Origin of the sequence: Actinomadura sp. NPDC000600 (genome assembly GCF_040492135.1) — a bacterium.
Taxonomy (GTDB): Bacteria; Actinomycetota; Actinomycetes; order Streptosporangiales; family Streptosporangiaceae; genus Spirillospora.
In genome coordinates this window covers 35,397-60,328 of record NZ_JBEUPD010000018.1, presented here as the reverse complement: position 1 = coordinate 60,328, position 24,932 = coordinate 35,397, and the positions used below count along the sequence as shown (strand labels likewise).

The window sequence follows — 24,932 nt, the reverse complement described above, 5'->3', positions numbered from 1 at the left end:
CCCGGGCGGCTATCCGTGATCGACGGTGGCCGGGGTGTGGAGGACCAGGTCTGGGAGGGTGGTGATGGAGGGGAGGACGTGGGTGGCGCCCGCGGCGAGGAGGCGGTCGTGGTCGTGGGCGCCGGTGAGGACGCCGGCGACGATGGAGGCGCCGGAGCGGCGGCCGGAGAGCATGTCGGCGGCGGTGTCGCCGCAGACGGCGATGTGGCGGACGTCGTCCACGCCGAGGCGGAGGGCCGCGGTCAGGACGAGGTCGGGCCACGGGCGGTCGCGCGGGACGTCCTCGGGGCAGAGGGTCAGGTCGGCGCGGTCCCACCAGCCGAGGGCGTCGAGGATGCGGGCCTGCGTGCCGCGGCCGAAGCCGGTGAGCAGGCACACGCGGACGCCGGCGCCGCGCAGCCGGGCGAGGGCGTCGTCGGCGCCGGGGACGGGTGTGAGGCCGCGCCGGTCGATGAGCTGCTGGTAGGAGTGCTCGAACGCCAGGTGCGCGGCCTGGGCGCGGGGTTCGTCGAAGAGCGAGCGGAAAACGCCGATCTTCGACCCGCCGCGCGTGTCGCGGAAGCGGGCGAGGGCACGGCCGTAGGACGCCGTGCCGGAGACGATCCCCAGAGTGGCGATCGCCTCGGCGAAGGCGGCCTCGACGGTGTCGCCGTCCGCGACGGTGGTCCCGGCGAGATCGAGGCAGGCGAGTGTGATCGGCTCTGCTTCGCTCACGCCGGGGCCTGTCGCCGGTGGATCAGTTGTCGGACGACGTGGCCTCGGTCCACAGGTCCAGCTCGGCGCGGTCCTGCTGGAGCTTGCGCCAGACGGCGAAGCCACCGAGTGCGACGACGGCGAGGACGAGCAGCTTCTTCACGGTGGGACCCCTTCACCTTCGACTATCAAGTCAGAGCCCGGGAACGGCTCATCAGTGTCTGCTTCCCCCAGGCTCTCCGCAGCCTAGCAACCGTTGCCACGCGATCAGCACCGAAGCCCCCTCACCGGACGCAGTCTTTGACGAAGGCCCGCATTCCGCCTCTCGTCCGAACGCCGGAACGGCCGCATAATCCGGGTGGACGACCTTCGGGAGTGCCGATGGCAGAGGACGACTTCGGGCGCTGGGAGCGCGAGTTGGAGTCGGACGCGCAGGACGAGCGGCCGTCCGGGGGCCGCGGGCTGGTGCTGGTCGCAGGGCTGACCGCCACAGCGTGCGCCGCCGTGATCGCGTTAGGCGACGTGCCGCTCGGCACCGCCGGGCTGGTGCTCTCGTCGATCATCCTGCTGCTGTGGCGCATCGGGATGTGATCCGCCATCATCTCGGCATGGATCTGCGCGGAGCGAACGTCCTGGTGACCGGCGCGACCGGCGGGATCGGCCAGGCGCTGGCGAAGGCGCTGGCCGATCGGGGCGCCCGGCTGGTGCTGACGGGGCGCCGGGCGGAGGTCCTGGAACCGCTGGCCGAGCGGCTCGGCTGCCGGGCCATCGTCGCCGACCTGGCCGATCGCGCGACGGCCGAGGGGCTTCTGGACGAGGCGGGCCGGGTGGACGTGCTGGTGGCGAACGCGGCGCTGCCGGCGTCCGGGCTGCTCTCGGAGTACTCGATCGCGCAGATCGACCGGGCGCTGGACGTGAACCTTCGGGCGCCGATCGTGATGGCGAAGCTCGCCGCCGCGCAGATGGCCGATCGTGGCCGGGGGCACCTGGTCTTCGTGTCGTCGCTGTCGGGCAAGGCGGCGTCCGGGCACGCGTCCCTCTACAACGCGACGAAGTTCGGTATGCGGGGATTCGCCCTGGCGCTGCGCGAGGACCTGCGCCCGCATGGCGTCGGCGTCTCGACCGTCTTCCCCGGCTTCATCCGCGACGCGGGCATGTTCGCCGAGGCCGGAGTGTCGCTGCCCCGAGGGGTCGGGACGCGGTCGCCGCGGGACGTGGCGCGCGCGACCGTCCGGGCCGTCGAGCGCGACCTCGCGGAGATCGACGTGGCGCCGCTGGGGCTGCGGATCGGGGCGCTGATCGGCGGGGTCGCGCCCGTCCTGTCGGCGGCGGTGCAGCGGCGCGCGGGCGGGCACCGGATCTCGCAGGGCCTCGCGGACGGCCAGCGCGACAAGCGCTAGCGACAAATCAGCATCTTCCGGCGATAATCCGGGCGGGCCCGCTTGATCAGCGGGAAGAGCCGGCGCAGCGCCCGGGCCGTACCCCGCCCTGCCGCACGCGCCCCCGCGCGAGGAGGTCTGCGCATGCGGACGGGCAGGAAGATCGTGATCGGGACGGCGGCCGCGACCGTCCTGTCGCTGGTGGCGGTGCCCGCGCGGGCGGCGGAACCCGCGGACGCGACCGTGGTGCCGGTGCAGGTCACCGGGGACCCCGCGAAGCGCTTCAACCTGGTCGTGATGGGCGACGGCTACACGGCGGCGGACATGCCGAAGTTCCGCGCCCACCTCGCCGAGCACCTCAACGACCTGTGGACGATCGAGCCGTTCAAGTCGTACCGCAGCTACATCAACGTGTACGCGGTGGAGATTCCGTCCGGCGAATCCGGTGTGAGCTGCGACCCGGCGCTGTCCTCACCGCGCCGCAAGACGCCGTTGAGCATGGCCTTCTGGAGCGGCTGCCGGGATGACGGCATTCAGCGCCTTCTCGTCATGGACTCCGCGGCCGCCAAGACGTACGCGGATCTCGTCCAAGGCACGACCGTGGGGAACCGTCAGATCCTCGCGCTCGCCAACAGCGACACCTACGGCGGTGCAGGGGGCGCCTATGCGACGGCATCCGGAGGCAACGCGATGTCGGCGCTCATCGCGCCGCACGAACTCGGCCACTCCCTGGGTGGGCTCGACGACGAGTACGACTACTACCAGCGGGGCGTCCCTGGGGGCACGTATACCGGTCCTGAGCCCAACTCCATCCACCACACGCTGCTGACTGAGAAGGAGATGACGGCGCAGAAGCAGAAGTGGTGGCGATGGCTCGGTGAGCGGAGCGAGGCCGGGGGCACCATTGGACGCTACGAAGGCGGCCTCTACTCCAGTAAGGGTGTGTGGAGGCCGAGCCGGCACTCGATGATGAAGACGCTCGGCTACTACTACGACCAGGTCGCGCGTGAGCGGATGACCCAGCGGATCTCAGGCAAGGTCAACCTCGTCCAGGCGAACACGCCCACCAACGCCCCGGTGGGCGACGACCGTGTGCTGTGGGTCGAGAAGATGCATCCGAGCGGTCATTCGTTGTCCGTCGCATGGACGGTCGATGGGAAGACCGTCGGGCGAGGCGCGAACCTCGATCTGTCCAGGCTCCACCTTGGGGAGGGCACGCACACGGTTGAGATGACGGTCACCGACCCCACCGGATTCGTCCGCGACCCGGCCATCCGGTCGTCCGCCGCGCTCACGCAGGTGCGGACATGGACGGTCGACACCGGCCTGACCACTCCGCCTGAGAACGTGCCTGTCGATTTCAGCTCGTCCACGCCGACTGACAAGCCCGTGGGGGGCGATTCCGTCGTGTACGTGGAGACGACCCACCCTGTGCAGAGCGCGCCCAAGGTGAGCTGGGAACTGGACGGGCACCGCGTACGCGGAGGCGACCGGGACATCGATCTCGGACGGTTCCGCTTGGCCAAGGGCACGCACACACTCGTCGCACGGGTCGGCTCCAAGAGCCGCACGTGGACGATCGACGCGCAGGCGCCGACAGTGGCCTTCGAGTTGTCCAAGGCGGCCGAGAGCCGGATTCGCCCTGGGCGCACGCCCGAGTACGTCTTCGACGGCCCCTTCACCATGCGGCTCACCGGCGCGGACGACCGTCCAGGCGTGGTCGTCTCCGAGTTCCGTGTGGACGGTGACGGCTGGTTCAACTACTTCGGCTGGCCGACCGACTCGTCCGCGCCCTGGCTGTTCACCGAGAACGGCACGGTCATCGACAGCCTCACCTACGGCAGGCTCGGCAAGGGCCGCCACACCATCGAGTACCGCGCGATCGACCCGGCGGGCAACATCGGCAAGCCCGGCAGGTTCATAGCGACCCTCCGCTGACCGAGACCCGCCACGCTCACCGTCCTGCAGGGCGGCGAGCCCGCCACGCTCAAAGCCACCTCCGCTGACCGAGACCACCACTGGACGGGCCGTACTGACCCACGATCGGCTTGGCAGGGCCGAGCCGCTCCCTTGCTGGATCGCCTCGGCGGTCGGCGCCTCGACTCGGCGCCGACCGGGTGCCTGGCGGCTCAGAGCTCGGGGGCCGGCTCCGGTGCGGGTTCCGCGGCGGGGTCGTGGGCGTAGGCGGTGGCGTCGTTGTCGGGCAGGGGGTCCGGGTCGGCGGACGCGGAGCGGCGCGCGGTGGCGAGGACGGAACCGCCGAGGATCAGCACGAAGGACGCGATGATCGTCCCGGTGAGGGGCTCGTCGAGGAACACGACCCCGGCCACGACCGCCACGGCCGGGTTCACGTAGGTGAACACCATGCCCCTCGACGTGCCGACCTCCCGGATCAGCTCGAAGAACACGATGAACGCCAGGGCCGTGCAGACCAGGCCGAGCGCGACGAGCGCGGCGAGGACCCGGCCGTCGGGCATGGCGCTCGGCCAGGTGGCGACGGCCGGGCCGGTGTAGGCGAGCGCGGCGATCGCCAGCGCGAACGCGGCCATGTGCAGGCTCGGGAGGTCCTGGAGGCGCCGTGTGGCGATCATCGGGGCGATGGCGTATCCGAGCGCGACCAGCATGACCTCGCCGATCGCCCACGCGCTGCCGCCGCCGAGGTGCGGGCCGGCGAGCACGCCCACGCCGGCCAGCCCGACCAGCAGCCCCGCCCAGCGGACGGGGCCGAGCCGCTCGGCGTCCCCGGTCAGCCGGGCGAGCACCACGCCGATGATCGGGACGGCGGCGATGAGCAGGCCCGTCATGGAGCTGGTCAGCCGGTTCTCGGCGTCCGACAGCAGCGCCCACGGGCCGAGGATCTCGACCGCGGTGAACACCAGGAGCGGGAGCCAGTGGCGGCGGACCACGTCCAGCCGCCCGGCCCTGATCGCCAGCGGCAGCAGGATGAGCGCACCGAGCGCGGTGCGGGCGAACACCACCATGGGGACCGAGACGCTCTCGACCGCCACCTTGATCAGCAGATAGGGGATGCCCCACAGCACGCTCATCAGCGCGAACAGCATCCAGCCACGGCGACTCAACCCGACCTCCGTTCTCATCCGCCTCCGCCTGAGCCCCGCTCCCGGCCCCTGACCGCGGTGAAGCAGGCGCGTCGCTTTCGGAGGGACACGGCCCAGGCACCCGGGGTTTGCCCCGGGACGGACATTCAGGATGTGGTCGGGCGAGTCGGGCTGTCTTGAACGCTGTTGCGGTACGCGCCCGGGGTGACGCCCAGTACGCGGCGGAACCAGCGGGTGAGGTGCGCCTGGTCGGCGAACCCGACGAGCGTCGCCGCCTCGGCGGGACGGTGCCCCGCGTCCAGCAGCGCCCGGGCGCGGGCCACGCGGTGCTGGGCGAGCCATGCGTAGGGCGGCATTCCCATCGCGTCCCGGAAGGCGCGGAGCAGTTGGTAACGCGAAAGCCCGAGGTCGGTGGCGACTTCGGCGAGCGTGGGCGGGGCGACCAGTTCGTCGGACAGGCGGGTCGCGACCGTGCTCGCTATGCGGCCGGCCTCGACCCTGCGGTGGGCCGGAGGCGCCTTCGGGCCGGACACCGCGTGCCGCCGGACGAGCGCGCCCAGCACGCCGAGAAGCCGCGACTCGCCCTCGAGCGGATCGGCGCCGAGCCTCAGGGCGTGGTGGGCGAGGCGGAGCGCCTCGCCGAGCCGCCGGTCGTCGACGATCGGGTTCGCGAAGTGGGGTTCGGCCGGAACCGGGCCGGGCTCCGCGGTCGTCGCCGCGCCCAGAAGGTCGGTCGCGGGGTAGAGGCACAGGTAGGCGAAGCCCTCCGGACGCGCCGGACCACCGGTGTGCGCCTCACCCGGCTCGATCACGACGACGCTGCCGGCCGCCGAGTAGATCCTCTCGCCCCGGTAGAGCATCGTCTCCGTGCCGTCGACGGTGACGCCGATGGCGTACTCGTCGTGGGTGTGCGGCGCGTAATGCCGGCGGCCGATGCGGGCCGTCAGCAGGTCGAGCGGCGCGCCCTGGATGCCGCTCACGCGGGTCCACAGCGTGCGGTCGACTCCCCTGGCGTCGCGCGGGCCCCCGCCCACCGCGCGCCGGTCAGGCCGAGAAGACGTGCCGGAGCCGCCAGCGGTCCTCGTCACGGCCGAGCTCCACAACGGCCACGCCCTCCGCGCCGGTCACCCGGAAGCGGTAGACCCTGCCCTCCTGGGCCGATCCGTAGGTCTTCAGCACCGCGTCGACCGCGTAGCGCGCCCCCCGCCACTCGTACGCGGTGAGCCGCCCCGCCGGGTCGTGCTCGGCCCGGACCGGCTCGTTCAGCAACTGCCCCATGCGGGGAGACTAGCACGCGTTCGAACAAATGTTCGCAGGTCGGGACGGCTTTCATGCACGGCCTCGCACCGCCCCCGGACCGATCGGGGCACGGAAACCCCTGTGCCGCCGGGCGTGGCGCGGCGCTCGCCTCCGTGGCGCCGAGCCGAGTCACGCGAGTCATGAACAGACCAACAGAAATCGCCCCCGCCCTCATCCCGCCGTGTCCGGGTCAGGGGGAAAGCGCCGCGTCCGGCCAGGGACCTCCGAGCACCGTCATCCACAGGCTGTGGGCAACCATCGCGCACACCTTCCTCGTCGCCGCAACAGGCGGTCCGGAGGTCGCGTCCACAGGCGGATCCCCAGAACAGCCGGGCTTTCCACGGTCCGGGCGGCCTGTCGGCCGCCGCCCTTCCCAGCATGACCGAGGCGGCCACTCCGTCCACAGAATCCACAACCTGTGGATAACTCTCGTGCACAACCTGGGTACGGCCGCGCGGCTCCGGATCCACATTCTTCCCCAGGTCGCCCCCAACCCGCGCGCTCAGTTGTCCACCTCGTGGAAAAGCCGCTGACCAGCGGGAGAAGCCGCTCCGCGCCGGCATGCTCCACACCCCGTTCACACCCTGTGGGCGAATCCCCTCCACAACCTCGCCGAACCGGTGGACGGCGTTGCCCACAACAATCCCCAACCGCGTCCCCAGCACCGCACATCGGCTTGGGGATGACGAGGGCGAAGGCCGCGCCTCCGGCCTGGGCCCGCCCTGAGCTGCGGTACCGCCGGGCACCGCCCCGCGCGGCCCCGCCGGTTCCGTCAGCGCGCACCTCGGGTCGGTGGATCCGCGTCGTCGGCGGGGACGGCGGCCTCAAGGTCGGCCAGGCGGCGGAGGTCGTCGGCGAGGCCGGACGAGTCAGACAGGTCGATCGCGCGAGCCTCGGCCAGGAGGGTGCGGGCGCGAAGCCATTCCTCCATGTGGACGGCCGCGTCGGTGCGCAGGACGAGAGCCCTCAGCCGTTCGGACGGGGTCAGCGCCTCACCCGAGCGCAGCAGACGGTCGAGAATCCGAGCCGCGGCCCGATGGTCCCCCTTCGACTCGACCAGAAGGGCGGCCATGTGGAAGGCCCGGGCCGTCTCGTCCTCCGGGATGGGCGCATGGCGCGGGTCGTCCGAGATGGCCTGGCCGATGCGGAGTTGGAGCCCATCCGGGTCGGTGAGCAGGAACTGCCGGACGCCGTACGACATGTCCCGCAAGGCACCCAACCGAGGGAGCCCACGGGCCGGGACCCGGCCGAGGGCCTGGCGGAGCCCGCCGCGAAACGCCTCGTAGAGGGCGTCCACCTCCGTGGTGGTGATGTAGCACATGTTCATGGACACGGCCGGGTCATGCTTCTTCCACCCGAAGAACTGCAGCTCCACGTCACCGCGCCGGACCGCGAGGTACGGGTTGGGACGGGTCTGCCAGGTGGACCGCTCGAACCCGAGCGCCCGGTAGAAGTCCCAGGTCAGCTCGATCGACCGGCACGGAAAGATCGGTATCGCCTTCTCGCCCATGGCCGGAGCCTAGGAAGACCGCTCGGCGTTAGTCAAGTTTGATTAGTACAAGAGTCGCTCCACCTCCGGCTCCAGGACGGGAACAGCGCACTCATCAACGGGCCGGATCGCCGTGCGGACGCGTGGGCCAGGCGGGCGTGAACAGGGGAGGTGGAGCATGATGTGAGGGTGATCGCGGTCACCGGCAGGGCGGCCGCCGGCGCACCGAGGGCGATCTCCAGGGGCGCGGAAAGACCCATGGAGGTCGATCCCACCCTGGCGGAGCGGCTCGGCGGCATCACTCCCGAGCGTGGGGATGATCCCACCGCAAAGTTTTCCACAGGTTGTGGAAAGGAGGGCATCCGTGGACTTCAATGAGGACACCGCGACCCGGGCCGTCCAGGACAGTTTCCGCGACACCCCCGACCCGCGGCTCCGCGAGATCGTCGACGCGCTCACCCGCCACCTGCACGCGTTCGTCGGCGAGGTCCGGCCCACGATCCGCGAGTGGGAGCAGGCGATCGAGTTCCTCACCGCCGTCGGCAAGACCTGCACGGACACGCGCCAAGAGTTCGTCCTGCTGTCGGACGTCCTAGGCGTCTCCATGCTGGTGGAGACCCTGAACGAGCAGGAGGGCGGCACCGAGAGCACCGTCTTGGGCCCGTTCCACATGGTCAAGTCGCCCCCGCGCGCGCTTGGCGACAGCATCGACCTGGTCGGAGAAGCACAACCGTGCGTGGTGTCCGGGCGAGTCTTGAGCACCGACGGGACGCCCCTACCTGACGCGGAGGTGGACGTCTGGCAGTGCAACGAGAAGGGCTTCTACGACGTCCAGCAGCCGGGGGTGCAACCGTCGGGCAACGGCCGCGGCCTTTTCCACACCGACCACGAAGGCCGGTTCCGATTCCGGACCGTCCTGCCCAGCCATTACCCGATCCCGACGGACGGCCCGATCGGACGGTTCCTGGAAGCCACCGGACGCCATCCCTACCGTCCGGCGCACATCCATTTCATCGTCCGAGCGGAGGGCCACACGCCACTGACCACTCACGTCTTCGTGGCGGGCAGCCCCTACCTGGACTCCGACGCGGTCTTCGCGGTCAAACAAAGCCTCGTCGTCGATTTTCCGGAGTCGGACGACGCGGAGGCGGCCGCGCGGAACGGCGTCCAAGCCCCGTTCCGGCACGCCGAGTTCGACCTGATCCTGAGCAGAGAGCCGGCGTGACCTTCGGTCCCGCGGATCGGCGCCCACCACCGCCCGCTCCTCCCGCACTGTGACAAGGTTCGAGAGTTGACGTCGCCCTCGTAGAGCCACAGCGAAACGCCGGTTATCCACAACCTGTGGAGAAACACCCCTCCAATCTGGATAACCGTCTCTCGACCGGTCCCGACAAGGCATGATCCAACTGGCTCCGACGCCTGTGCCGCAGCGACTTCGCCAATCGCAGTCCACGTTTCGTTCCACTCCGAGCCAAGAGAGCGTCGCCAAGGGTTTGCCTCAGACCACACATTGGGGACTTCTCAGGCATCCCGACAGATCGCGGGTGGTCGGCACGCCGGGAACCGTCGCAGACAGCGCACACGCACCCTCCTGCGCCCGGTAGCAGGAGGCATACGGGGGAAACATGAGCGACCTGATCGCCGTCGCCTACGACGACCTGCCGCACGCCGAGCAGGCGCGCGAGAAGCTCGTCCAACTGCACAAGGAGCACATCATCGAGCTGGCGGACGTCGTCATCGTCGAGCGCAGGGAAGACGGCAAGATCAAGCTCCATCAGGCCCGCAACCTCGCCGCGGGCGGTGCGCTCGGCGGCGCCGCATGGGGCGGGCTCATCGGGCTGATCTTCTTCATGCCGCTGCTCGGCATGGCCATCGGCGGTGCCGCCGGTGCCGCCATGGGCGCCTCGGCCGACATCGGCGTCGACGACGAGTTCATGCGCGATCTCGCCGAGAACCTGCCGCCCGGCACGGCGGCCGTGTTCGTCCTGGTCGACAAGCGCAATCCCGAAAAGGCCGTCCCGGAAATGGCGCCGCTGGGCGGCAGGCTCATCCAGACCTCGCTGTCCCCCGAGCAGGAGGAGCATCTGCGCGAGGCCGTCAAGGCCGCCCGCGCACCCCAGCCCGCCTGATCTACCGACTCCACGGCGGGACCTAAGGCGCGACGATGCCGAACCCGCAGATCGCAGTGAAACGCCGAGCCGGTCTGACATCCCGCTCAGCCGGCTCGGCGGCGCGCGACTTTCGCGCACTTCCCTTTGGACCTGGACTTGTCGCCGATGATCCGCACTAACCTCGTCGCGTGAGTGATGACGTCCAGCAGGTTCAGCCGCTCGACTCCGGGATTGCCGAGGAGTGGATTCGCAAGACGGACGAGCCACACCTGCGCGCCGTATCGGCCTCCAAGCTCCGCTCGGGGCCGTTGTGGAGCGTCAGCGTCTGGGTCATGGAGTTCATCCGTACCGACCCCCTCGAATCCGAACTGCGCCGCCGCATCGCGGATGCGCTGAGCGGAGTCAGCGGCGTCACCGGCGTCGAAGAGGAAGACCGCGAAGTGTGGACGGTGATCGGCACTCCAACAGGCAGAGCGCTGGTCGAGGCGGTCGCCCAGGTAGTAGACGACCTGGCCCCCCGTACCCGCAATTCTCTCTAACGGCAGCTCACCGCCGGCCGCCCACCATGGACACACGCCACTACGACTGGCGCGGGACCGTTCAGGGTCTGCGGCCGTGGAAGGTGCGGCGCAGGTCGCTCACCCAGGCGTCGGGATTCTCCCAGGGGATGAAGTGGCCGCCATGTTCGTGTGCGTTGACGTTGACGTGGTTGAACCAGCCGGCCTGCGGGCCGGCCTTGAACGCCCGGACGCGCTCGTCGGCGGTGCGGATGCCGGGCGGGTTCTCGTACGTGACGAAGGTGAGGCCGACCGGGGCCTGCACGACCGGGGTACCGTCGTGAGCGGGGGCCCAGGGGTAGCGGTTGGCGTTGGCGTAGTAGCGCATCGACGTGGCGATGGAGTTGTTCGCCCAGTAGATCGTGGCGTGGGTGAGCATGTCGTCCTTGCTGAAGACGGACTCGACGTCGCCGCCGTTGTCGCTCCAGGCGTTCCATCGCTCCAGCAGCCAGGCGAGCAGTCCGGCGGGTGAGTCGCTCAGCCCGTGGGCCAGTGTGGCGCCGTCGAGCATGTGCACGGCGAGGTGGGGCGCCCAGCGGTGGTCCATCTCGATGATGCGGGCCCGGACGTCGTCGGGCTGATCGTCGGTGAGGGGCCGGTTCCGGGCGAAGTCCCAGGCGCGGGGCCCGTTGAAGAAGTCGAGCGGCAGCCCGGAGCCGATGTGGATGCCGTACAGCTCGTCGGCGTACTTGTGGCCGAGCTGGCTGGTGACGATCCCGCCGATGTCGCAGCCCCCGGCGGCGTACTTCTCGTATCCCAGCGTCTCCGTCATCAGGGTGTGCCAGAGGTCGGAGACCTTCCAGAAGTTGACGTCCGGGAAGCCGGTGAGCGGACCGGGGAAGCCGAAGCCGGGCAGGGACGGCACGATGACGTCGAACGCGTCGGCCGGGTCACCGCCGAACGCGGCCGGGTCGGCGAGCGGGTCGATCACCTTCGACCAGTGCCAGAACGTCCACGGCCAGCCATGGGTGAGGATCAACGGGATCGGGCGTGGCCCGCGACCGGGCTTGCGCATGAAGTGCACCGGGATACCGGCGACGCTCACCTGGTAGTGCTCGTAGGCGTTGATGGCGGCCTCGGCCTTGCGCCAGTCGTAGCCGTCCCGCCAGTAGGCGACCAGCCCACGGAGATAGCCGTCCGGGACGCCGTAGGACCAGTCCTCGTTCCCCTCGTCCAGCGGCGGACGGGTCGCTGCGAGACGGGCGCGCAAGTCGTCCAGGACCTCGTCGGACACATGGATCGGCGTGGGATCCAGAGGAAAGGCGTGCGGACTGCTCAAGGCGATATTCCTTGTGATGCGGGGAAGCGGTGCCGTCGGCCTTCTGCCGGTTGCTCAGCGTGCCGACAACGCCATGCTGTCCCTGGTCATCCGCCTCCGCAACCAGGCATCGAGGAGGACGACCTCTAGGTCGCGCTTTTTGAGCCGCCGTCCTCCTGCCGCAGGGGCGTTCCGGGAGAAGGGCGCGCGAATCGGACGGTGATGGCCAACCCGCCTTCGGGACGCGCGACGGTGGTGAGGGTGGCCTGGTGAGCTTGCGCGACGGCGTTGACGATGGCGAGGCCGAGACCGTATCCGCTGCGGCCGCCGCTACGGTCCCGCGCCAGTCTCTGGAAGGGCTGGAGGAGGCCGGGGATCTGGTCGTCGCGAATGACCGGCCCACCGTTGATGATCGACAGGATCGCCTGGGTGCCGGAGCTCTGAGTGCTGACCTCCACGTGCCCGCCGGGGTGGTTGTGCCGGATGGCGTTGTCGATGAGGTTGGTGACGAGGCTTTCGACGAGTCCCGGGTCCCCGACCGTGACCGCGGACGTCAGATGTTCGGCGAGGTCGATGCCCCTCTCCCTTGCCAGGTCGCGACGGGACGCGGCCACCGCTCGCACGACCTGGGCGAGGTCGAGGGTGTCGAGGCGGGGCGCCCCGCGCTCGCTGGTGGCCAGGACGAGCAGTGCTTGGACGAGCCGTTCCTGATGTCCGCCGAGGGCGAGGGCCTCCCGGCAGGCCGCGCGCAGGCTGTCGGCGTCGGCGTCGGGGTCGGCGAGGGCGACTTCGAGGAGGGTGCGCAGGCCGGCGAGGGGCGTGCGCAACTCGTGGGAGGCGTTGGCGACGAAGTGTCGTTGGGCGTCGAAGGACGCTTGGAGACGGGCGAAGAGGCCGTCGAGGACGCCGCCCAGCGCGGTCAGCTCGTCGGTGGGTTCGCCGAGGTCGAGGCGGTGGTGGAGGTTCCCCGCGGAGATGGCGGTGGCGGTGGCGGTGATGGCCCGCAGCGGCCTGAGGAAGCGGTCGGCGACGAACCAGCCGGCGGCGAGGGCGACGGGGACGAGGACGGCGAGCGCGACGGCGGAGCCGATGAGGAGCCGGCGCGGACCGATTCCATGCCCGGTGCCGGTGATCGCGCCTGGCGCTGAGCCGTCGATGGGAACGGTCGACTGGACGCCGGCCAGGGGGACGGTGGCGACCGCGAGGACCACGATCCCGGCGACGAAGATCCCCGCGGCGTAGAAGAACGCGAGCCGGACCTGCAAGGACCGCCTGGGTACCCCCTCGGGGCCGCTCATGGCGTCCCGATCCGGTAGCCGCCCTCACGGATGGTCTCGATCACCGGCGGGTCGCCGAGCTTGGCCCGGAGCCGGTGCATGGCGTGCTTGACCGCGGACGTGAAGGGGTCGGCCGCCTCGTCCCAGACCCGCTCGAGCAGTTCTTCGGCGGGCAGGACCAGGCCTGGCGAGGCCAGCAGGCATTCGAGGAGCGCGAACTCCTTCGGGCTGAGCTCGAGGCGCCGGCCGGCGCGGAACGCCACCCGGCGAGCAGGGTCCAGGGTGATGTCCCCGCAGGAGAGCGTGGGCGGGACCGGCGGAGCGGAGCGGCGGGCGAGGGCCCTGACACGCGCGACCAGTTCGGCGAATGCGAACGGTTTGGGCAGGTAGTCGTCCGCGCCGAGGCCGAGTCCGGCGACGCGGTCTTCGACCGTGTCCGCCGCGGTCAGCATCAGCACGCGGCCGGGGAAGCGCTCCCCGGCGAGCCGCCGGCAGATGTCGTCGCCGCCGACGCCGGGCAGGTCGCGGTCGAGGATCACCACGTCATAGCGCGTGACGGCCAGGCGGCCGAGGGCGTCGGTCCCGTCCAGCACGACGTCGACGGCCATACCCTCGCGGCGCAGCCCGGTGCCGATCGAGCGGGCCAGCACCTCGAAGTCCTCGACCACCAGGACCCTCACGGTGAATCACCGCCTGTCGCGGGGGAAGGGCGGCGGGACGGGCCGCCGGTCCGAGGTGCCATGGCGTCAACGATGCCAGGTCGCGGGTTCCAACCAGGTCGCAGCGGCTGAGACCGGGCGGGAACCGGGCGGCGGGTAGAAACGGCCGGCATGAGACCACACCGGACCGGCCGCTCCCTCCGATGAGCGCCGCGCAGATCACCGTCGCCGGGCTGCACAAGCGGTACGGGGCGACCCGGGCCCTCGACGGCATGTCCTTCACCGTCCGTCCGGGGGTGGTGACCGGCTTCGTGGGGCCCAACGGGGCGGGGAAGTCCACCACGATGCGGGCGATCCTCGGCCTCGTCGCCGTCGACGCGGGCGCCGCGCTCATCGGGGGGAGGCCGTACCGCAGCCTCCGGCGTCCGCTGAGCCACCTCGGTTCCCTGCTGGACGCGGCGGCGCTGCACCCCGGCCGGAGCGCTCGCGACCACCTGCTCTGGCTGGCGCATTCCCAGGGCCTGAGCACGCGGCGGGTGGACCAGGTGATCGAGCAGGTCGGCCTGGCCTCGGCGGCCCGGCGCAAGGCCGGCGGCTTCTCGCTCGGCATGCGGCAGCGGCTCGGGATCGCCGCGGCCCTGCTGGGCGACCCGCCGATCATCATGCTCGACGAGCCGTTCAACGGCATGGACCCGGAGGGCATCGTCTGGATACGCGGCTTCCTGCGGTCGTTGGCCGCCGAGGGCCGTGCCGTCCTGGTGTCCAGCCACCTGATGAGCGAGGTGCAGGACACCGCCGACCACCTCGTCGTGGCCGGGCGCGGCAGGACCATCGCCGACGCCGACGTGGCCGACCTCCTCGCGGCCGCGTCCCGTGACCGGGTGGCCGTGCGCACCACGGCCGGGCCGGACGCGATGACCGTGCTCGGGCATGCGGGCGCGGACGTCGCGGTCACCGGCCGGGACGCCCTCACCGTCTCGGGCCTGCCGGCGGATCGCATCGTGGCGTTGCTCAACCAGAGCGCGGTCCCGTTCTCGGAGGTCTCGGCGCACCGCGCCACGCTGGAAGAGGCCTACATGGAGCTCACCCGCGACGCGGTCGAGTTCCGCACCGCGACGCCGCCGGAGGTGCGGCGATGACCTCCACCGTCACGCCGAACCGATCCGGCCGAAGGGCCGGGCGGGACGGCTTCCTCCGCTTGCTGCACGCGGAATGGACCAAGTTCCGGACCGTCCGCAGCTCGGTGATCGGCATGGCGGCCGCGGCGCTGATGCTGGTGCTGTTCGCCGTGCTCACCGGGGCGAGCAGCGATCAGAAGGGCTCACCGCCCGTGCCGATCGGGCCGGGCGGCGAGCCGGTGACCGACAGCTTCTACTTCGTGCACCGGCCGCTGTCCGGAAACGGCGGCATCACCGTCTCCGTCTCCGCGCTCACGAGCAGCATTCCGGACGGCCCGGGGGAGCTGCGGTCCGGCACCGTGCCTTGGGCGAAGGCCGGACTCCTCATCAAGCAGAGCACCCGCCAGGGATCGCCCTACGTGGCGATCATGGTGACCGGCCGCCACGGCGTGCGGATGCAGGCCGACCACGTCCACGACACGGCCGGCCTCCCCGGCCCCGCCTCCGCCGTCCGCCGGCTGCGGCTGGACCGTTCGGGCGACGTGATCACCGGCTATGCCTCCGCGGACGGCACCCACTGGACGAAGGTGGGCACCGTGCACGCGAGGTGGCTCGGACCGACCGCGCAAGGCGGGCTGTTCGTCGCCTCTCCGCCTTACATGGACGGCATGGGGACGCGCGGCAGTGTGTCCACCGCCGCCTTCGGGGATCTTCGCGTCCAGGGGCTCTGGGCCGGTGGCGAATGGACGGGCGACCAGGTGGGAGCCGAATCCCCCACCTTCGCCGGCTACCCGCCGAACACCTCGGGCTCGGTCACGGAAACCGGCGGGACCCTCACGGTGACCGGCGCGGGCGACATGGCACCGGCCGTTCGCGAGACCCTGCCGACCGGCGGCACCCTCGGAGAGATCCTCATCGGCACGTTCGCCGCACTGGTCGTGGTGATCGTCGTAGGGGCGCTGTTCATCACCGCGGAGTACCGCGAGAACCTGATCCGGGTGACCATGGCAGCCGAACCGAGCCGCGGCAGGGTCCTGGTCGCCAAGGCGATCGTGCTAGGAGGCGTCACCTTCGTCGCCGGGCTCGCGGGAGCGGCCGTCGCGGTACCCCTCGGCGAGCGGCTCGCCCACGCCAACGGCGTGTACATCTTTCCGGTGACCGCGTGGACCGAGCTACGGGTGGAGTTGGGGATCGCGGCGCTGCTCGCCATCGCCTCGATCATGGCGCTCTCCCTCGGCGCCGTCCTCCGGCACGGTGCCGGCGCGGTCACCACCGCCATGGCGGTCATCGTGCTGCCTTACATCCTGGTCGCCAACCCGTTCATGCCCGTGAGCGTGTCGAACTGGCTGACCCGGGTGACCCCGGGTGCGGCGTTCGCCTCCCAGCAGACGCTCGTGCCCTATCACCAGGTCTCGAGCATCTACACGCCGTACAACGGCTACTACCCGCTGGCTCCGTGGGCGGGGATCGCCGTCCTGGCCTGCTACGCGGCGGCAAGCCTGGCCATTGCCGTCGTTCTCCTCCGTAGGAGGGACGCATGAGACCGGCCCTGCACGCGGAGTGGACGAAGATCCGGACCGTCGCCGGCCCCCTGTGGCTGCTGCTCGGCATGATCGCTGCGACGGTGGCGCTGAGCGCCGGGGCGGCCTCGGTGGTGAGATGCGACTCCGCCGGCTGCGGGGGCGACCCGGCGAAGCTGAGCCTCACCGGCGTCCAACTCGGCCAGACACTGGTTGCCGTCCTCGCCGTACTGGTCGTCGCCGGCGAGTACGGCACAGGAATGATCCGCACCACCCTGACCGCGATGCCACGCCGGGCCGCAGCTCTCGCGGCGAAAGCCGTCATCCTCACCGGCATCGTGGGCGCGGCCGGCACCGTCGCGGTTCTCGGCTCGCTCCTGGCCGGACGCCTCATCCTGCCCGGCAACGGCTTCACAGCCGCCCACGGCCACCACGCCCTGTCTCTGTCCGACGGGCCCACGCTGCGTGCGGCCGCCGGGTCGATCCTCTACCTGGCCCTGATCGGCCTGCTGAGCCTAGGCATGGCCGCCATCGTGCGGGACTCCGCGACCAGCATCGGAGGCGTCCTAGGCCTGCTCTACCTTCTCCCCGTCCTCTCCCAGGCGATCGGCGACCCGCACTGGGAGCGCCTGCTCCGGCAGATCGGGCCGATGAGCGCCGGGCTCACCATCCAGGCCACGACAGATCTGCACGACCAGCCCCTCGGTCCCTGGGCCGGTCTCGGCGTAACCGCCGCATGGGCCACCGCCGCACTCGTGACCGGCGGCGCCCTACTACGCACACGCGACGCGTAGAGCCCTGATGGGTCGTGACCATGCGGACGATCTCGTCCACGCGTTCCGGGTGGAATGATCTGAAAGTGGGTCGATCCGGCCGGGAGGACGCGTGGTCGTCTTTGCATGTGCGGAATGCGGGGCCGCGCTGACCGTGCCGGTGTCGCGGGTCGCGCTCCCTGTCCACGCTCGCCAGACGTATGGCCATCGACTGCTTCCCGCGCTCATGGAGCCCGGGACGTACGCGGTGGATCCAGAGCATTTCGGACCGCCGTCGCGGCCGTGGGCCGAGGTCAGCCCCGAAGAGGCGGAGGCTCGGGGCATCTACGCGCCGGTGTACGGCCTGGCCGATGGGCCGCAGGGAACGATCCTGGTGGCACCGGGCGATGTCCGCGGCACCAGGCTGATCCCAGAGCGGTGCGATGGCTACTGCATGGGGTTGGACGGCAGGGACGGCCCGAACCTGGCGTGCGTCCAGTGCGGGCAGGCGGTCGCGACCCGGATCGACGACTGCTCGCTGTGGCAGACGGTTCGGCTGGACCCGCGGGCCGTGCGCCGTCTCGCCGACGACGCCCCCGCCCCGCGTGTGATCCGCTGGGACGAGCTCCGCGAGGAACGGCCGGGGACACCGCCGACCGAACCGCCCGGCATGTGGAGCCCGCTGTGGGCGGCGGCCGTGGCGGACGCACTGGCCCGCGTGCTGGCGGTGTCGGCCGGCGTGCACGTCACCGTCCCTGACGGCCTCGTCGCCGAGGTGTTCCGCCGCCCCCTGGACGCCCTGCTGCCTCCGGGCCCACCGCCGAAGACCCTGGCTCTCGCCGGACCGGGCCTACCCGCCACCACCGCGGAGATCGCCTTGGTCCCCCAACACCCGCAGACCGACGACACATGGAAGCCGTCCGGTACCGCAGCCCCAGTGCCACTGGCCGCCAACGTGTGGACGTACTTGGCCTTCTGCCAGGCCCCATGCCCCGTCCCAAGAGCAGGCAGGATCCCCGCCGACGATGCCCGCCTGGACGACCTACCCCCACTGCTACCGAACGGCCCATTCCGCCCCAGCGGAGACGTGTTCCTCAACACGCTGGCGCGCCTGAGCGACGTCCGCCAACCCTGGCTACGCGCCATCTACGAGGCCGTCAAAACCCGCCCCTACAGCCCACCCTTCTAAACCCCCACACCCACCGCAGGTATGGATCAGTCCTTCGAGGCGGGGGCGAGCAACTCCAAGTGAGAACACCGGGGACAGCGGAGCGCGACAACATGCCACACCCTTCTGTTCTTGAGTTTCGCGTGACCAGCCCAGTTGCGTTCAACAGGCCCTTCGACCCACCGGGTGTCACCGGACGCACTGTCTCCGGAGTCGAGCAGGTACCCCTGCTCCAGGCCGTTCGCCCCGCAACGCAGACAGTTGAGATCGTCTTCCATCGTGGGATGGTAATGGCTGAGATCGAGCAAGGCCCAGGGACCTGGCGCCAGAGCCACCCCGCTCCCGGCCAGAACGGCCCGACGGACAAGGCAGGAAGCGCCCCCACCGCAACCAGGAGGGCTGTAGGGGCGCAGCCCCACAAACGGCCACTTGCTCAAAGACCGCAACCGACAGGGGGTGTAGGGGCGGAGCCCCACAAACAACAGCCCCGCGCAAACGGCCACATGACCAAGGACCGCAACCGGCAGGGGGCGTGGGGGCGGAGCCCCCACATCGGGGGTCCGGGGGTCGCCCCCCGGGCAAACACGACGAAGGAGTGGCGGGGAAGAAGCCCAAAGGGCTTCGACCACACCACTCCCAACTCCGAGTGGGCCTAGGAGGACTTGAACCTCCGGCCTCATCCTTATCAGGGATGCGCTCTAACCGACTGAGCTATAGGCCCGGAATGTGCCGCCGCCCTGGCGGCGCAACGAGAGGTTACCCCATCTGGGCTGGCAACCGGAAATCGATTGCCGGGCGGCGGCGGGTGGGGCTACTCGGCCTCCTTGAGGGTGACCTCGACGCCGCCCACGAGGTCGGCGGCGAGGTTGTAGATGACGGAGCCGACCGTGGAGAGGGCGGTGATGAGGAGGACGTTCAGGGCGCCGACGAGGACGGTGTAGCCGAAGACGCGGACGAAGGAGAACCAGCTTCCGGCGTCGACGCCTCCGGTGGTCTCGCCCTGCTCCTTGGTGAGGCTGTTGACGGTGTCGCTGATCGCGTCGAAGACGCCGAGCCCGGACAGGATCACGTACAGGACGATGACGGCGACCAGCAGGACGACGAAGCAGACCAGCGACATGACGAAGCTGAACTTCATCACCGACCAGGGTTCGAGCCTGGCGAGTTGGAGCTGGGCCTTGCGGGCGGGCTTGCCCGGCACGGGCTTGTTGGAGGCGCCGGCGGGGGCCACCGAGGTGGAGGCGGACGGCCGGTCCTTGAGGACGGTGCCGGCGAAGCCGCGGCCGCCCGAGCCGGACGATCCCGACGTGGAGTTGCCGGACGGTCCGCCCGACGAATTGAACGCCGTGCCGGGCTTGTCCGTACGTCCTGTCGAGACCGAACCGGACGGCTCGGCGGGTTTGGCCCAGCCCGCCGGGCCGGCGCCTCCCGCGGAACCGGCCGGAGTGCTCTCCCCGGCGGCCGGCGGTGCGGGCTTGGGAGGCTTGGGCGGCTCGGCGGTGTCCTTCACCGGGGCGATCTCGGGCGCGCCGGCCGCCTTGGCGGGCGCGTCGTCGATCTGGGCGAGGTCGGACCGCGTCTCGTCCGTGCCCTTGCCGGTGGGGTCCGTCGCGCCGGTGTCGATGTCGACGGTCGTCTCGTCGCGCCCGGACTTGGCGGCCGCGGCCGACACCGTCTTGCCCGGCTTCGCACCGGACTTGCCGGTGCGCTTGGCAGGGCCGGACTTGGCGCCGGGTTTCCGGTCGTCGCCCTCGCCGGCGCCGGCGGTGCCGGACCCGTCGTTGTCCTGGCCGGGCTCGGTGCTCACGTGTCCTCCTGGCCTAGCGGCTCGGTGACGATGCAGGATACGTCACTCACCGTCGCCCCCTTCGGCTTCGTCAGAGTCCTCCATGGACTCTACGTTCCTCGCGATGGCCACCACGCTGTCCCCGTCGGCGAGGTTCATCAGGCGGACGCCCATGGTCTGCCTGCCGGACTGCTTGATCTCGGCGGCGGTGGTACGGATGACGCCGCCGTTCGACGTCATCGCGAACACCTCGTCGTCCGGGCCGACCATCAGAGCCCCTACCAACATTCCGCGAGATTCCACGATCTTAGCGGTGAGAACGCCCTTACCCCCACGTCCCTGGAGCGGGTATTGGTCCACCGGAGTGCGCTTGGCGTAGCCGCCACGGGTGGCCACCAGGACGTCCTGCGAGGTGTCCTGCACGACGAGCATGTTGAGGACCTCCTGGTCCTCCTCGAAACGCATGCCGATGACGCCGGAGGTGGCGCGCCCCATGGGCCGCAGCGACTCGTCGTCGGCGCGGAACCGGATCGCCTGGGCGCCGGTGGAGACCATCAGCAGGTTGTCGTCGGACGACACGAGCCGCGCCGCGATCACCTCGTCGTCGTCGACGAGGTTGATGGCGATGATGCCGCCGGTGCGGGGCGAGTCGAAGTCGCGCAGCGCGGTCTTCTTGACGCGGCCCTTCTTCGTGCCTAGCACGAGGTAGGGGGCGACGTCGTAGTCGCGCAGGTCCATCACCTGGGCGATGTGCTCGTCGGGCTGGAAGGCGAGCAGGTTCGCGACGTGCTGGCCCCGCGAGTCGCGGCCGGAGTCGGGCAGCTCGTAGGCCTTGGCCCGGTAGACGCGGCCCTTGTTGGTGAAGAACAGGATCCAGTGGTGCGTCGTGGTGACGAAGAACTGGTCGACGATGTCGTCCTGCTTCAGCTGCGCGCCGCGGACGCCCTTGCCGCCGCGCCGCTGCGCGCGGTAGAGGTCGGTGCGGGTGCGCTTGGCGTAGCCGCCGCGGGTGATGGTGACGACGACGTCCTCTTCGGCGATGAGGTCCTCGTACGACACGTCCCCGTCGAACGGGATGATCTGGGTGCGCCGCTCGTCGCCGAACTTCTCGACGATCGGGGCGAGCTCGTCGGCGACGATCTGGCGCTGCCGCTCGGGGGAGGCGAGGATCTCGTTGTAGTCGGCGATCTCCGCCATGAGCTTGTCGTACTCGTCGGTGATCTGCTGGCGCTCCAGGGCGGCGAGCTTGCGCAGCTGCATGTCCAGGATGGCCTGCGCCTGGATCTCGTCGATCTCCAGCAGGTTCATCAGGCCCTGCTGCGCCTCCGAGGCGGACGGCGAGCGCCGGATCAGGGCGATGACCTCGTCGATGCGGTCGAGGGCCTTGAGCAGGGCGCGCAGGATGTGGGCGCGCTCCTCGGCCTTGCGGAGCAGGAACCGGGTGCGGCGGACGATGACGTCGATCTGGTGCGCGACCCAGTGCCGGACGAATTGGTCGATGCGCAGGGTGCGCGGCACGCCGTCCACCAGCGCGAGCATGTTCGCGCCGAACGTCTCCTGCAGCTGCGTGTGCTTGTACAGGTTGTTCAGGACGACCTTGGCCACGGCGTCCCGCTTGAGGACGATCACCAGGCGCTGCCCGGTCCGGCCGGAGGTCTCGTCGCGGACGTCGGCGATGCCGTCGAGCTTGCCGTCCTTCACCCCGTCGGCGATCTTGAGGGCGAGGTTGTCCGGGTTGACCTGGTAGGGGAGCTCGGTGACGACGAGGCAGGTGCGGCCCTGGATCTCCTCGACCTCGACGACGGCCCGCATGGTGATGGAGCCGCGGCCGGTGCGGTAGGCGTCCTCGATGCCCTTGCGGCCGACGATGAGCCCGGCGGTCGGGAAGTCGGGGCCCTTGACCCGCTCGATCAGCGCCTCGAGCAGCTCCTCGTCGGACGCGCCGTAGTTCTCCAGGTACCAGCGGACGCCGTCGGCGACCTCGCGCAGGTTGTGCGGCGGGATGTTCGTCGCCATCCCGACCGCGATGCCGGCGGACCCGTTGACCAGCAGGTTCGGGTACCGGGACGGCAGGACGTCGGGCTCCTGCGAGCGGCCGTCGTAGTTCGGGGAGAAGTCGACGGTCTCCTTGTCGATGTCGCGCAGGAGCTCCATCGCCAGGGGCGCCATGCGGCACTCGGTGTACCGCATGGCCGCGGCGGGGTCGTTGCCGCGCGAGCCGAAGTTGCCGTTGCCGTCGACCAGCGGGTACCGCATCGACCACGGCTGGGCGAGCCGGACGAGCGCGTCGTAGATGGCCGAGTCGCCGTGCGGGTGGTAGTTCCCCATGACGTCGCCGACGACGCGGGCGCACTTGAAGTAGCCGCGGTCGGGCCGGTAGCCGCCGTCGTACATCGCGTACAGGACGCGGCGGTGGACGGGTTTGAGGCCGTCGCGCACCTCGGGCAGCGCGCGCGCGACGATGACCGACATCGCGTAGTCGAGATAGCTCTTCTGCATCTCGACCTGGATGTCGACCGGTTCGATCCGCTCGCCCGGGTGTCCACCCTCTGTGGTCACGTCCGTCACTCTCAAGACCTCTTCTGCTCGGTGGGAAGGAAGTACGTCCGCCTCTGGGAGTCAGGCCGGGCCGCCGGCCTGGGGGCGTACCTCAGATGTCGAGGAAGCGCACGTCCTTGGCGTTGCGCTGGATGAACTCCCGGCGGGGCTCGACCTCCTCGCCCATGAGCACGCTGAACAGCTCGTCGGCCTGGGCGGCGTCGTCCAGCTGCACCTGCAGGAGGACCCGGTTGTCGGGGTCCATGGTGGTGTCCCACAGCTCGTTGGCGTTCATCTCGCCGAGGCCCTTGAACCGCTGCACCTGGTCGCGCGGGCGGGGGTCGCGCTTGCCCGCGGCGATCCCGGCCTCGATGATCGCGTCGCGCTCGGAGTCGGAGAAGGCGTAGTCGGCCTCGTTGCCCCGCGCGTCCCACTTGATCTTGTAGAGCGGCGGCTGCGACAGGTACACGTGGCCGGCCTCGATCAGCGGCTTCATGAACCGGAACAGCAGCGTCATCAGCAGCGTGTTGATGTGGTGGCCGTCCACGTCGGCGTCCGACATCAGGATGATCTTGTGATAGCGCAGCTTGGAGATGTCGAACTCGTCGTGCACCCCGGTGCCGAGGGCGGTGATGATCGCCTGCACCTCGTTGTTCTTCAGGATCTTGTCGATCCTGGCCTTCTCCACGTTCAGGATCTTGCCGCGGATCGGGAGGATGGCCTGGAAGTGCGGGTTGCGGCCGCCCTTGGCCGAGCCGCCCGCCGAGTCGCCCTCGACGATGTAGAGCTCGGACTTGGCCGGGTCGGTGGACTGGCAGTCCGACAGCTTGCCGGGCAGGGACGTCGACTCCAGCAGGCTCTTGCGCCGGGTCAGGTCGCGCGCCTGCCGCGCCGCGACCCGCGCGCGCGCCGCCTGCGAGGCCTTGTTGATGATCTCCTTGGCCTCGCCCGGGTTCTCCTCGAACCAGTCGCGCAGGTAGACGTTGCAGGCCCGCTGCACGAACGACTTGGCCTCGGTGTTGCCGAGCTTGGTCTTGGTCTGCCCCTCGAACTGGGGGTCGGCCAGCTTGATCGAGATGATCGCGGTGAGGCCCTCGCGGACGTCCTCGCCGGTCAGGTTGTCGTCCTTGTCGCGGAGCAGGCCCTTGTCGCGGGCGTACCGGTTGACGATCGTGGTGAGCGACGCGCGGAAGCCCTCCTCGTGGGTGCCGCCCTCCGCCGTGTTGATCGTGTTGGCGAAGGTGTGCACCGACTCGGAGTAGGACGAGTTCCACTGCATGGCGATCTCGACCGACATGCCGGTGGTGTCGTCGCTGAAGTAGATGACCGACTCGTGCGCGGCGTCCTTGCGCGCGTTGATGTAGCGGACGAAGTCCTCGATGCCGCCCTCGTAGTGGTACCGGACGACGTGCGGCTCGCCGTTGGAGTGGTCGGGGCGCTCGTCCCGCAGCGTGATGGACAGGCCGCGGTTGAGGAACGCCATCTCCTGCATGCGGCGGGAGAGGGTCTCGAAGTTCCACTCGGTGGTCTCGAAGATCTCCGGGTCGGGCCAGAACGTGATGAGGGTCCCGGTCTCGTCGGTCTCCTCGCCCTTCTGGAGCTCCATCTCGGGCCCCTGCCACGTGTAGGACTGGCGCCACACGTGGCCGTCGGTGCGGACCTCCGCCTCCATCCGGGTGGACAGCGCGTTCACCACGGCCGAGCCGACACCGTGCAGGCCGCCCGAGACGGCGTAGGACTTGCCGTCGAACTTGCCGCCCGCGTGCAGCGTGGTCAGCACCAGCTCGATGGCGGGGCGCTTCTCCACAGGGTGCATGCCGACCGGGATGCCGCGGCCGTTGTCGAGGACGCTGACGCCGCCGTCGGCCATGAGCGTGACCACGATGTCGTCGGCATAGCCGGCCAAGGCCTCGTCGACGGCGTTGTCCACGATCTCGTAGACGAGGTGGTGCAGGCCGCGCTCACCGGTCGAGCCGATGTACATGCCCGGGCGCTTGCGAACCGCCTCAAGCCCTTCAAGGACAGTGATCGAACTAGCGTCGTACGCCAAAGGAGATCCTCCTGCCGGGGATGTCTGCCGCTCCGCGCCCGAGGGAGGCGCGGTGTGCCCCGTAACACACACGAGGGCACCCGGTCGTGCTCTGTTCGCGTTGGTCAGAGCCCCGGGCACCCCATGGCGGCGCAGCATCCTGAACCCGCATTCATTCTACCGGGTGACGCGGTGAAAAGTGGCACTCACGAGCGCTGTGTGCGCGTGTGGCGGCCGAGC

At 70.3% G+C, this 24,932-nt stretch carries 21 protein-coding genes, 1 tRNA gene and 1 pseudogene; 10 read left to right on the top strand and 13 right to left on the bottom strand.

Features of this window, described 5'->3' with window-relative positions:
* Window positions 1–9: 9 nt before the first annotated feature.
* On the bottom strand, window positions 10–714 hold the full coding sequence (locus ABWI07_RS25045; RefSeq protein WP_200842237.1) for an HAD family hydrolase: 705 nt from the start codon (window positions 712–714) through the stop codon (window positions 10–12).
* 22 nt (window positions 715–736) lie between these two features.
* Window positions 737–856 carry a DLW-39 family protein gene (locus ABWI07_RS25040; protein WP_021592723.1) on the bottom strand — a complete coding sequence of 40 codons (120 nt, stop codon included), beginning with the start codon at window positions 854–856 and terminating at the stop codon, window positions 737–739.
* 218 nt (window positions 857–1,074) lie between these two features.
* Here ABWI07_RS25040 and ABWI07_RS25035 point away from each other — a divergent pair, with 218 nt between their 5' ends.
* The 3 genes from ABWI07_RS25035 (at window position 1,075) to ABWI07_RS25025 (ending at window position 4,010) form a co-directional block, all read left to right on the top strand.
* Window positions 1,075–1,284 (top strand): hypothetical protein, encoded by a 210-nt coding sequence (locus ABWI07_RS25035; RefSeq protein ID WP_149262752.1) that lies wholly within the window; start codon window positions 1,075–1,077, stop codon window positions 1,282–1,284.
* A gap of 17 nt (window positions 1,285–1,301) precedes the next feature.
* Entirely contained in the window at window positions 1,302–2,093 is a 792-nt protein-coding gene (locus tag ABWI07_RS25030) for an SDR family NAD(P)-dependent oxidoreductase (RefSeq protein WP_149262753.1), read from the top strand.
* 123 nt (window positions 2,094–2,216) lie between these two features.
* On the top strand, window positions 2,217–4,010 hold the full coding sequence (locus tag ABWI07_RS25025) for a M64 family metallopeptidase (RefSeq protein WP_353819985.1): 1,794 nt from the start codon (window positions 2,217–2,219) through the stop codon (window positions 4,008–4,010).
* Between the two features lie 191 nt (window positions 4,011–4,201).
* Here the strand turns inward: ABWI07_RS25025 and ABWI07_RS25020 are convergent, their stop codons facing one another.
* From ABWI07_RS25020 to ABWI07_RS25005, 4 genes are all read right to left on the bottom strand, one after another.
* A complete protein-coding gene (locus tag ABWI07_RS25020; RefSeq protein WP_353819984.1) occupies window positions 4,202–5,152 on the bottom strand; it encodes a DMT family transporter in 951 nt (316 codons plus the stop codon).
* Between the two features lie 125 nt (window positions 5,153–5,277).
* Window positions 5,278–6,219: a helix-turn-helix transcriptional regulator gene (locus ABWI07_RS25015; protein ID WP_353819983.1), complete on the bottom strand. Its 942-nt coding sequence runs from the start codon at window positions 6,217–6,219 to the stop codon at window positions 5,278–5,280.
* Window positions 6,176–6,409, bottom strand: coding sequence for a hypothetical protein (locus ABWI07_RS25010; RefSeq protein WP_149262757.1), 234 nt, complete (start codon window positions 6,407–6,409; stop codon window positions 6,176–6,178). Before ABWI07_RS25010 ends, ABWI07_RS25015 begins: the two co-directional genes overlap by 44 nt.
* Window positions 6,410–7,202: 793 nt before the next feature.
* Window positions 7,203–7,940, bottom strand: coding sequence for a bleomycin resistance protein (locus ABWI07_RS25005; protein ID WP_353819982.1), 738 nt, complete (start codon window positions 7,938–7,940; stop codon window positions 7,203–7,205).
* Between the two features lie 343 nt (window positions 7,941–8,283).
* On the opposite strand from ABWI07_RS25005, the gene ABWI07_RS25000 reads away from it, so the two are divergent.
* From ABWI07_RS25000 to ABWI07_RS24990, 3 genes are all read left to right on the top strand, one after another.
* Window positions 8,284–9,144: a dioxygenase family protein gene (locus tag ABWI07_RS25000; protein WP_353819981.1), complete on the top strand. Its 861-nt coding sequence runs from the start codon at window positions 8,284–8,286 to the stop codon at window positions 9,142–9,144.
* A gap of 400 nt (window positions 9,145–9,544) precedes the next feature.
* Entirely contained in the window at window positions 9,545–10,048 is a 504-nt protein-coding gene (locus tag ABWI07_RS24995) for a DUF1269 domain-containing protein (RefSeq protein ID WP_149262759.1), read from the top strand.
* Between the two features lie 170 nt (window positions 10,049–10,218).
* Complete coding sequence (locus ABWI07_RS24990) at window positions 10,219–10,569, top strand: hypothetical protein (RefSeq protein WP_149262760.1); 351 nt, start codon at window positions 10,219–10,221, stop codon at window positions 10,567–10,569.
* Between the two features lie 61 nt (window positions 10,570–10,630).
* Here ABWI07_RS24990 and ABWI07_RS24985 read toward each other — a convergent pair whose 3' ends face one another.
* From ABWI07_RS24985 to ABWI07_RS24975, 3 genes are all read right to left on the bottom strand, one after another.
* Window positions 10,631–11,866: an epoxide hydrolase family protein gene (locus ABWI07_RS24985; protein ID WP_353819980.1), complete on the bottom strand. Its 1,236-nt coding sequence runs from the start codon at window positions 11,864–11,866 to the stop codon at window positions 10,631–10,633.
* Between the two features lie 125 nt (window positions 11,867–11,991).
* On the bottom strand, window positions 11,992–13,143 hold the full coding sequence (locus ABWI07_RS24980) for a sensor histidine kinase (RefSeq protein WP_353819978.1): 1,152 nt from the start codon (window positions 13,141–13,143) through the stop codon (window positions 11,992–11,994).
* Window positions 13,140–13,802 carry a response regulator transcription factor gene (locus tag ABWI07_RS24975; RefSeq protein ID WP_353819977.1) on the bottom strand — a complete coding sequence of 221 codons (663 nt, stop codon included), beginning with the start codon at window positions 13,800–13,802 and terminating at the stop codon, window positions 13,140–13,142. The genes ABWI07_RS24980 and ABWI07_RS24975 overlap by 4 nt, the downstream gene beginning before the upstream one ends.
* A gap of 182 nt (window positions 13,803–13,984) precedes the next feature.
* Here ABWI07_RS24975 and ABWI07_RS24970 point away from each other — a divergent pair, with 182 nt between their 5' ends.
* From ABWI07_RS24970 to ABWI07_RS24955, 4 genes are all read left to right on the top strand, one after another.
* Complete coding sequence (locus ABWI07_RS24970; protein WP_353819976.1) at window positions 13,985–14,920, top strand: ATP-binding cassette domain-containing protein; 936 nt, start codon at window positions 13,985–13,987, stop codon at window positions 14,918–14,920.
* A complete protein-coding gene (locus tag ABWI07_RS24965) occupies window positions 14,917–16,440 on the top strand; it encodes an ABC transporter permease subunit (protein WP_353819975.1) in 1,524 nt (507 codons plus the stop codon). Before ABWI07_RS24970 ends, ABWI07_RS24965 begins: the two co-directional genes overlap by 4 nt.
* Window positions 16,437–17,213 (top strand): ABC transporter permease, encoded by a 777-nt coding sequence (locus ABWI07_RS24960; protein WP_353819974.1) that lies wholly within the window; start codon window positions 16,437–16,439, stop codon window positions 17,211–17,213. The genes ABWI07_RS24965 and ABWI07_RS24960 overlap by 4 nt, the downstream gene beginning before the upstream one ends.
* Before the next feature lie 226 nt (window positions 17,214–17,439).
* Window positions 17,440–18,360, top strand: a complete 921-nt coding sequence (locus ABWI07_RS24955; protein WP_353819973.1) for a hypothetical protein — start codon at window positions 17,440–17,442, stop codon at window positions 18,358–18,360.
* Between the two features lie 626 nt (window positions 18,361–18,986).
* On the opposite strand, the gene ABWI07_RS24950 is transcribed toward ABWI07_RS24955, so the two are convergent.
* The 4 genes and pseudogenes from ABWI07_RS24950 to gyrB all read right to left on the bottom strand — a co-directional run bounded on the left by ABWI07_RS24950 (window position 18,987) and on the right by gyrB (window position 24,713).
* Window positions 18,987–19,060: transfer RNA gene (locus tag ABWI07_RS24950), tRNA-Ile, on the bottom strand.
* A 90-nt stretch (window positions 19,061–19,150) separates the two neighbouring features.
* Window positions 19,151–19,525, bottom strand: a pseudogene (locus ABWI07_RS44500) (DUF3566 domain-containing protein); the annotation flags it as partial.
* 663 nt (window positions 19,526–20,188) lie between these two features.
* A complete protein-coding gene (gyrA, locus tag ABWI07_RS24940; protein WP_353819971.1) occupies window positions 20,189–22,693 on the bottom strand; it encodes a DNA gyrase subunit A in 2,505 nt (834 codons plus the stop codon).
* Window positions 22,694–22,775: 82 nt separating this feature from the next.
* On the bottom strand, window positions 22,776–24,713 hold the full coding sequence (gene gyrB, locus ABWI07_RS24935; RefSeq protein WP_353819970.1) for a DNA topoisomerase (ATP-hydrolyzing) subunit B: 1,938 nt from the start codon (window positions 24,711–24,713) through the stop codon (window positions 22,776–22,778).
* Window positions 24,714–24,932 lie beyond the last annotated feature (219 nt).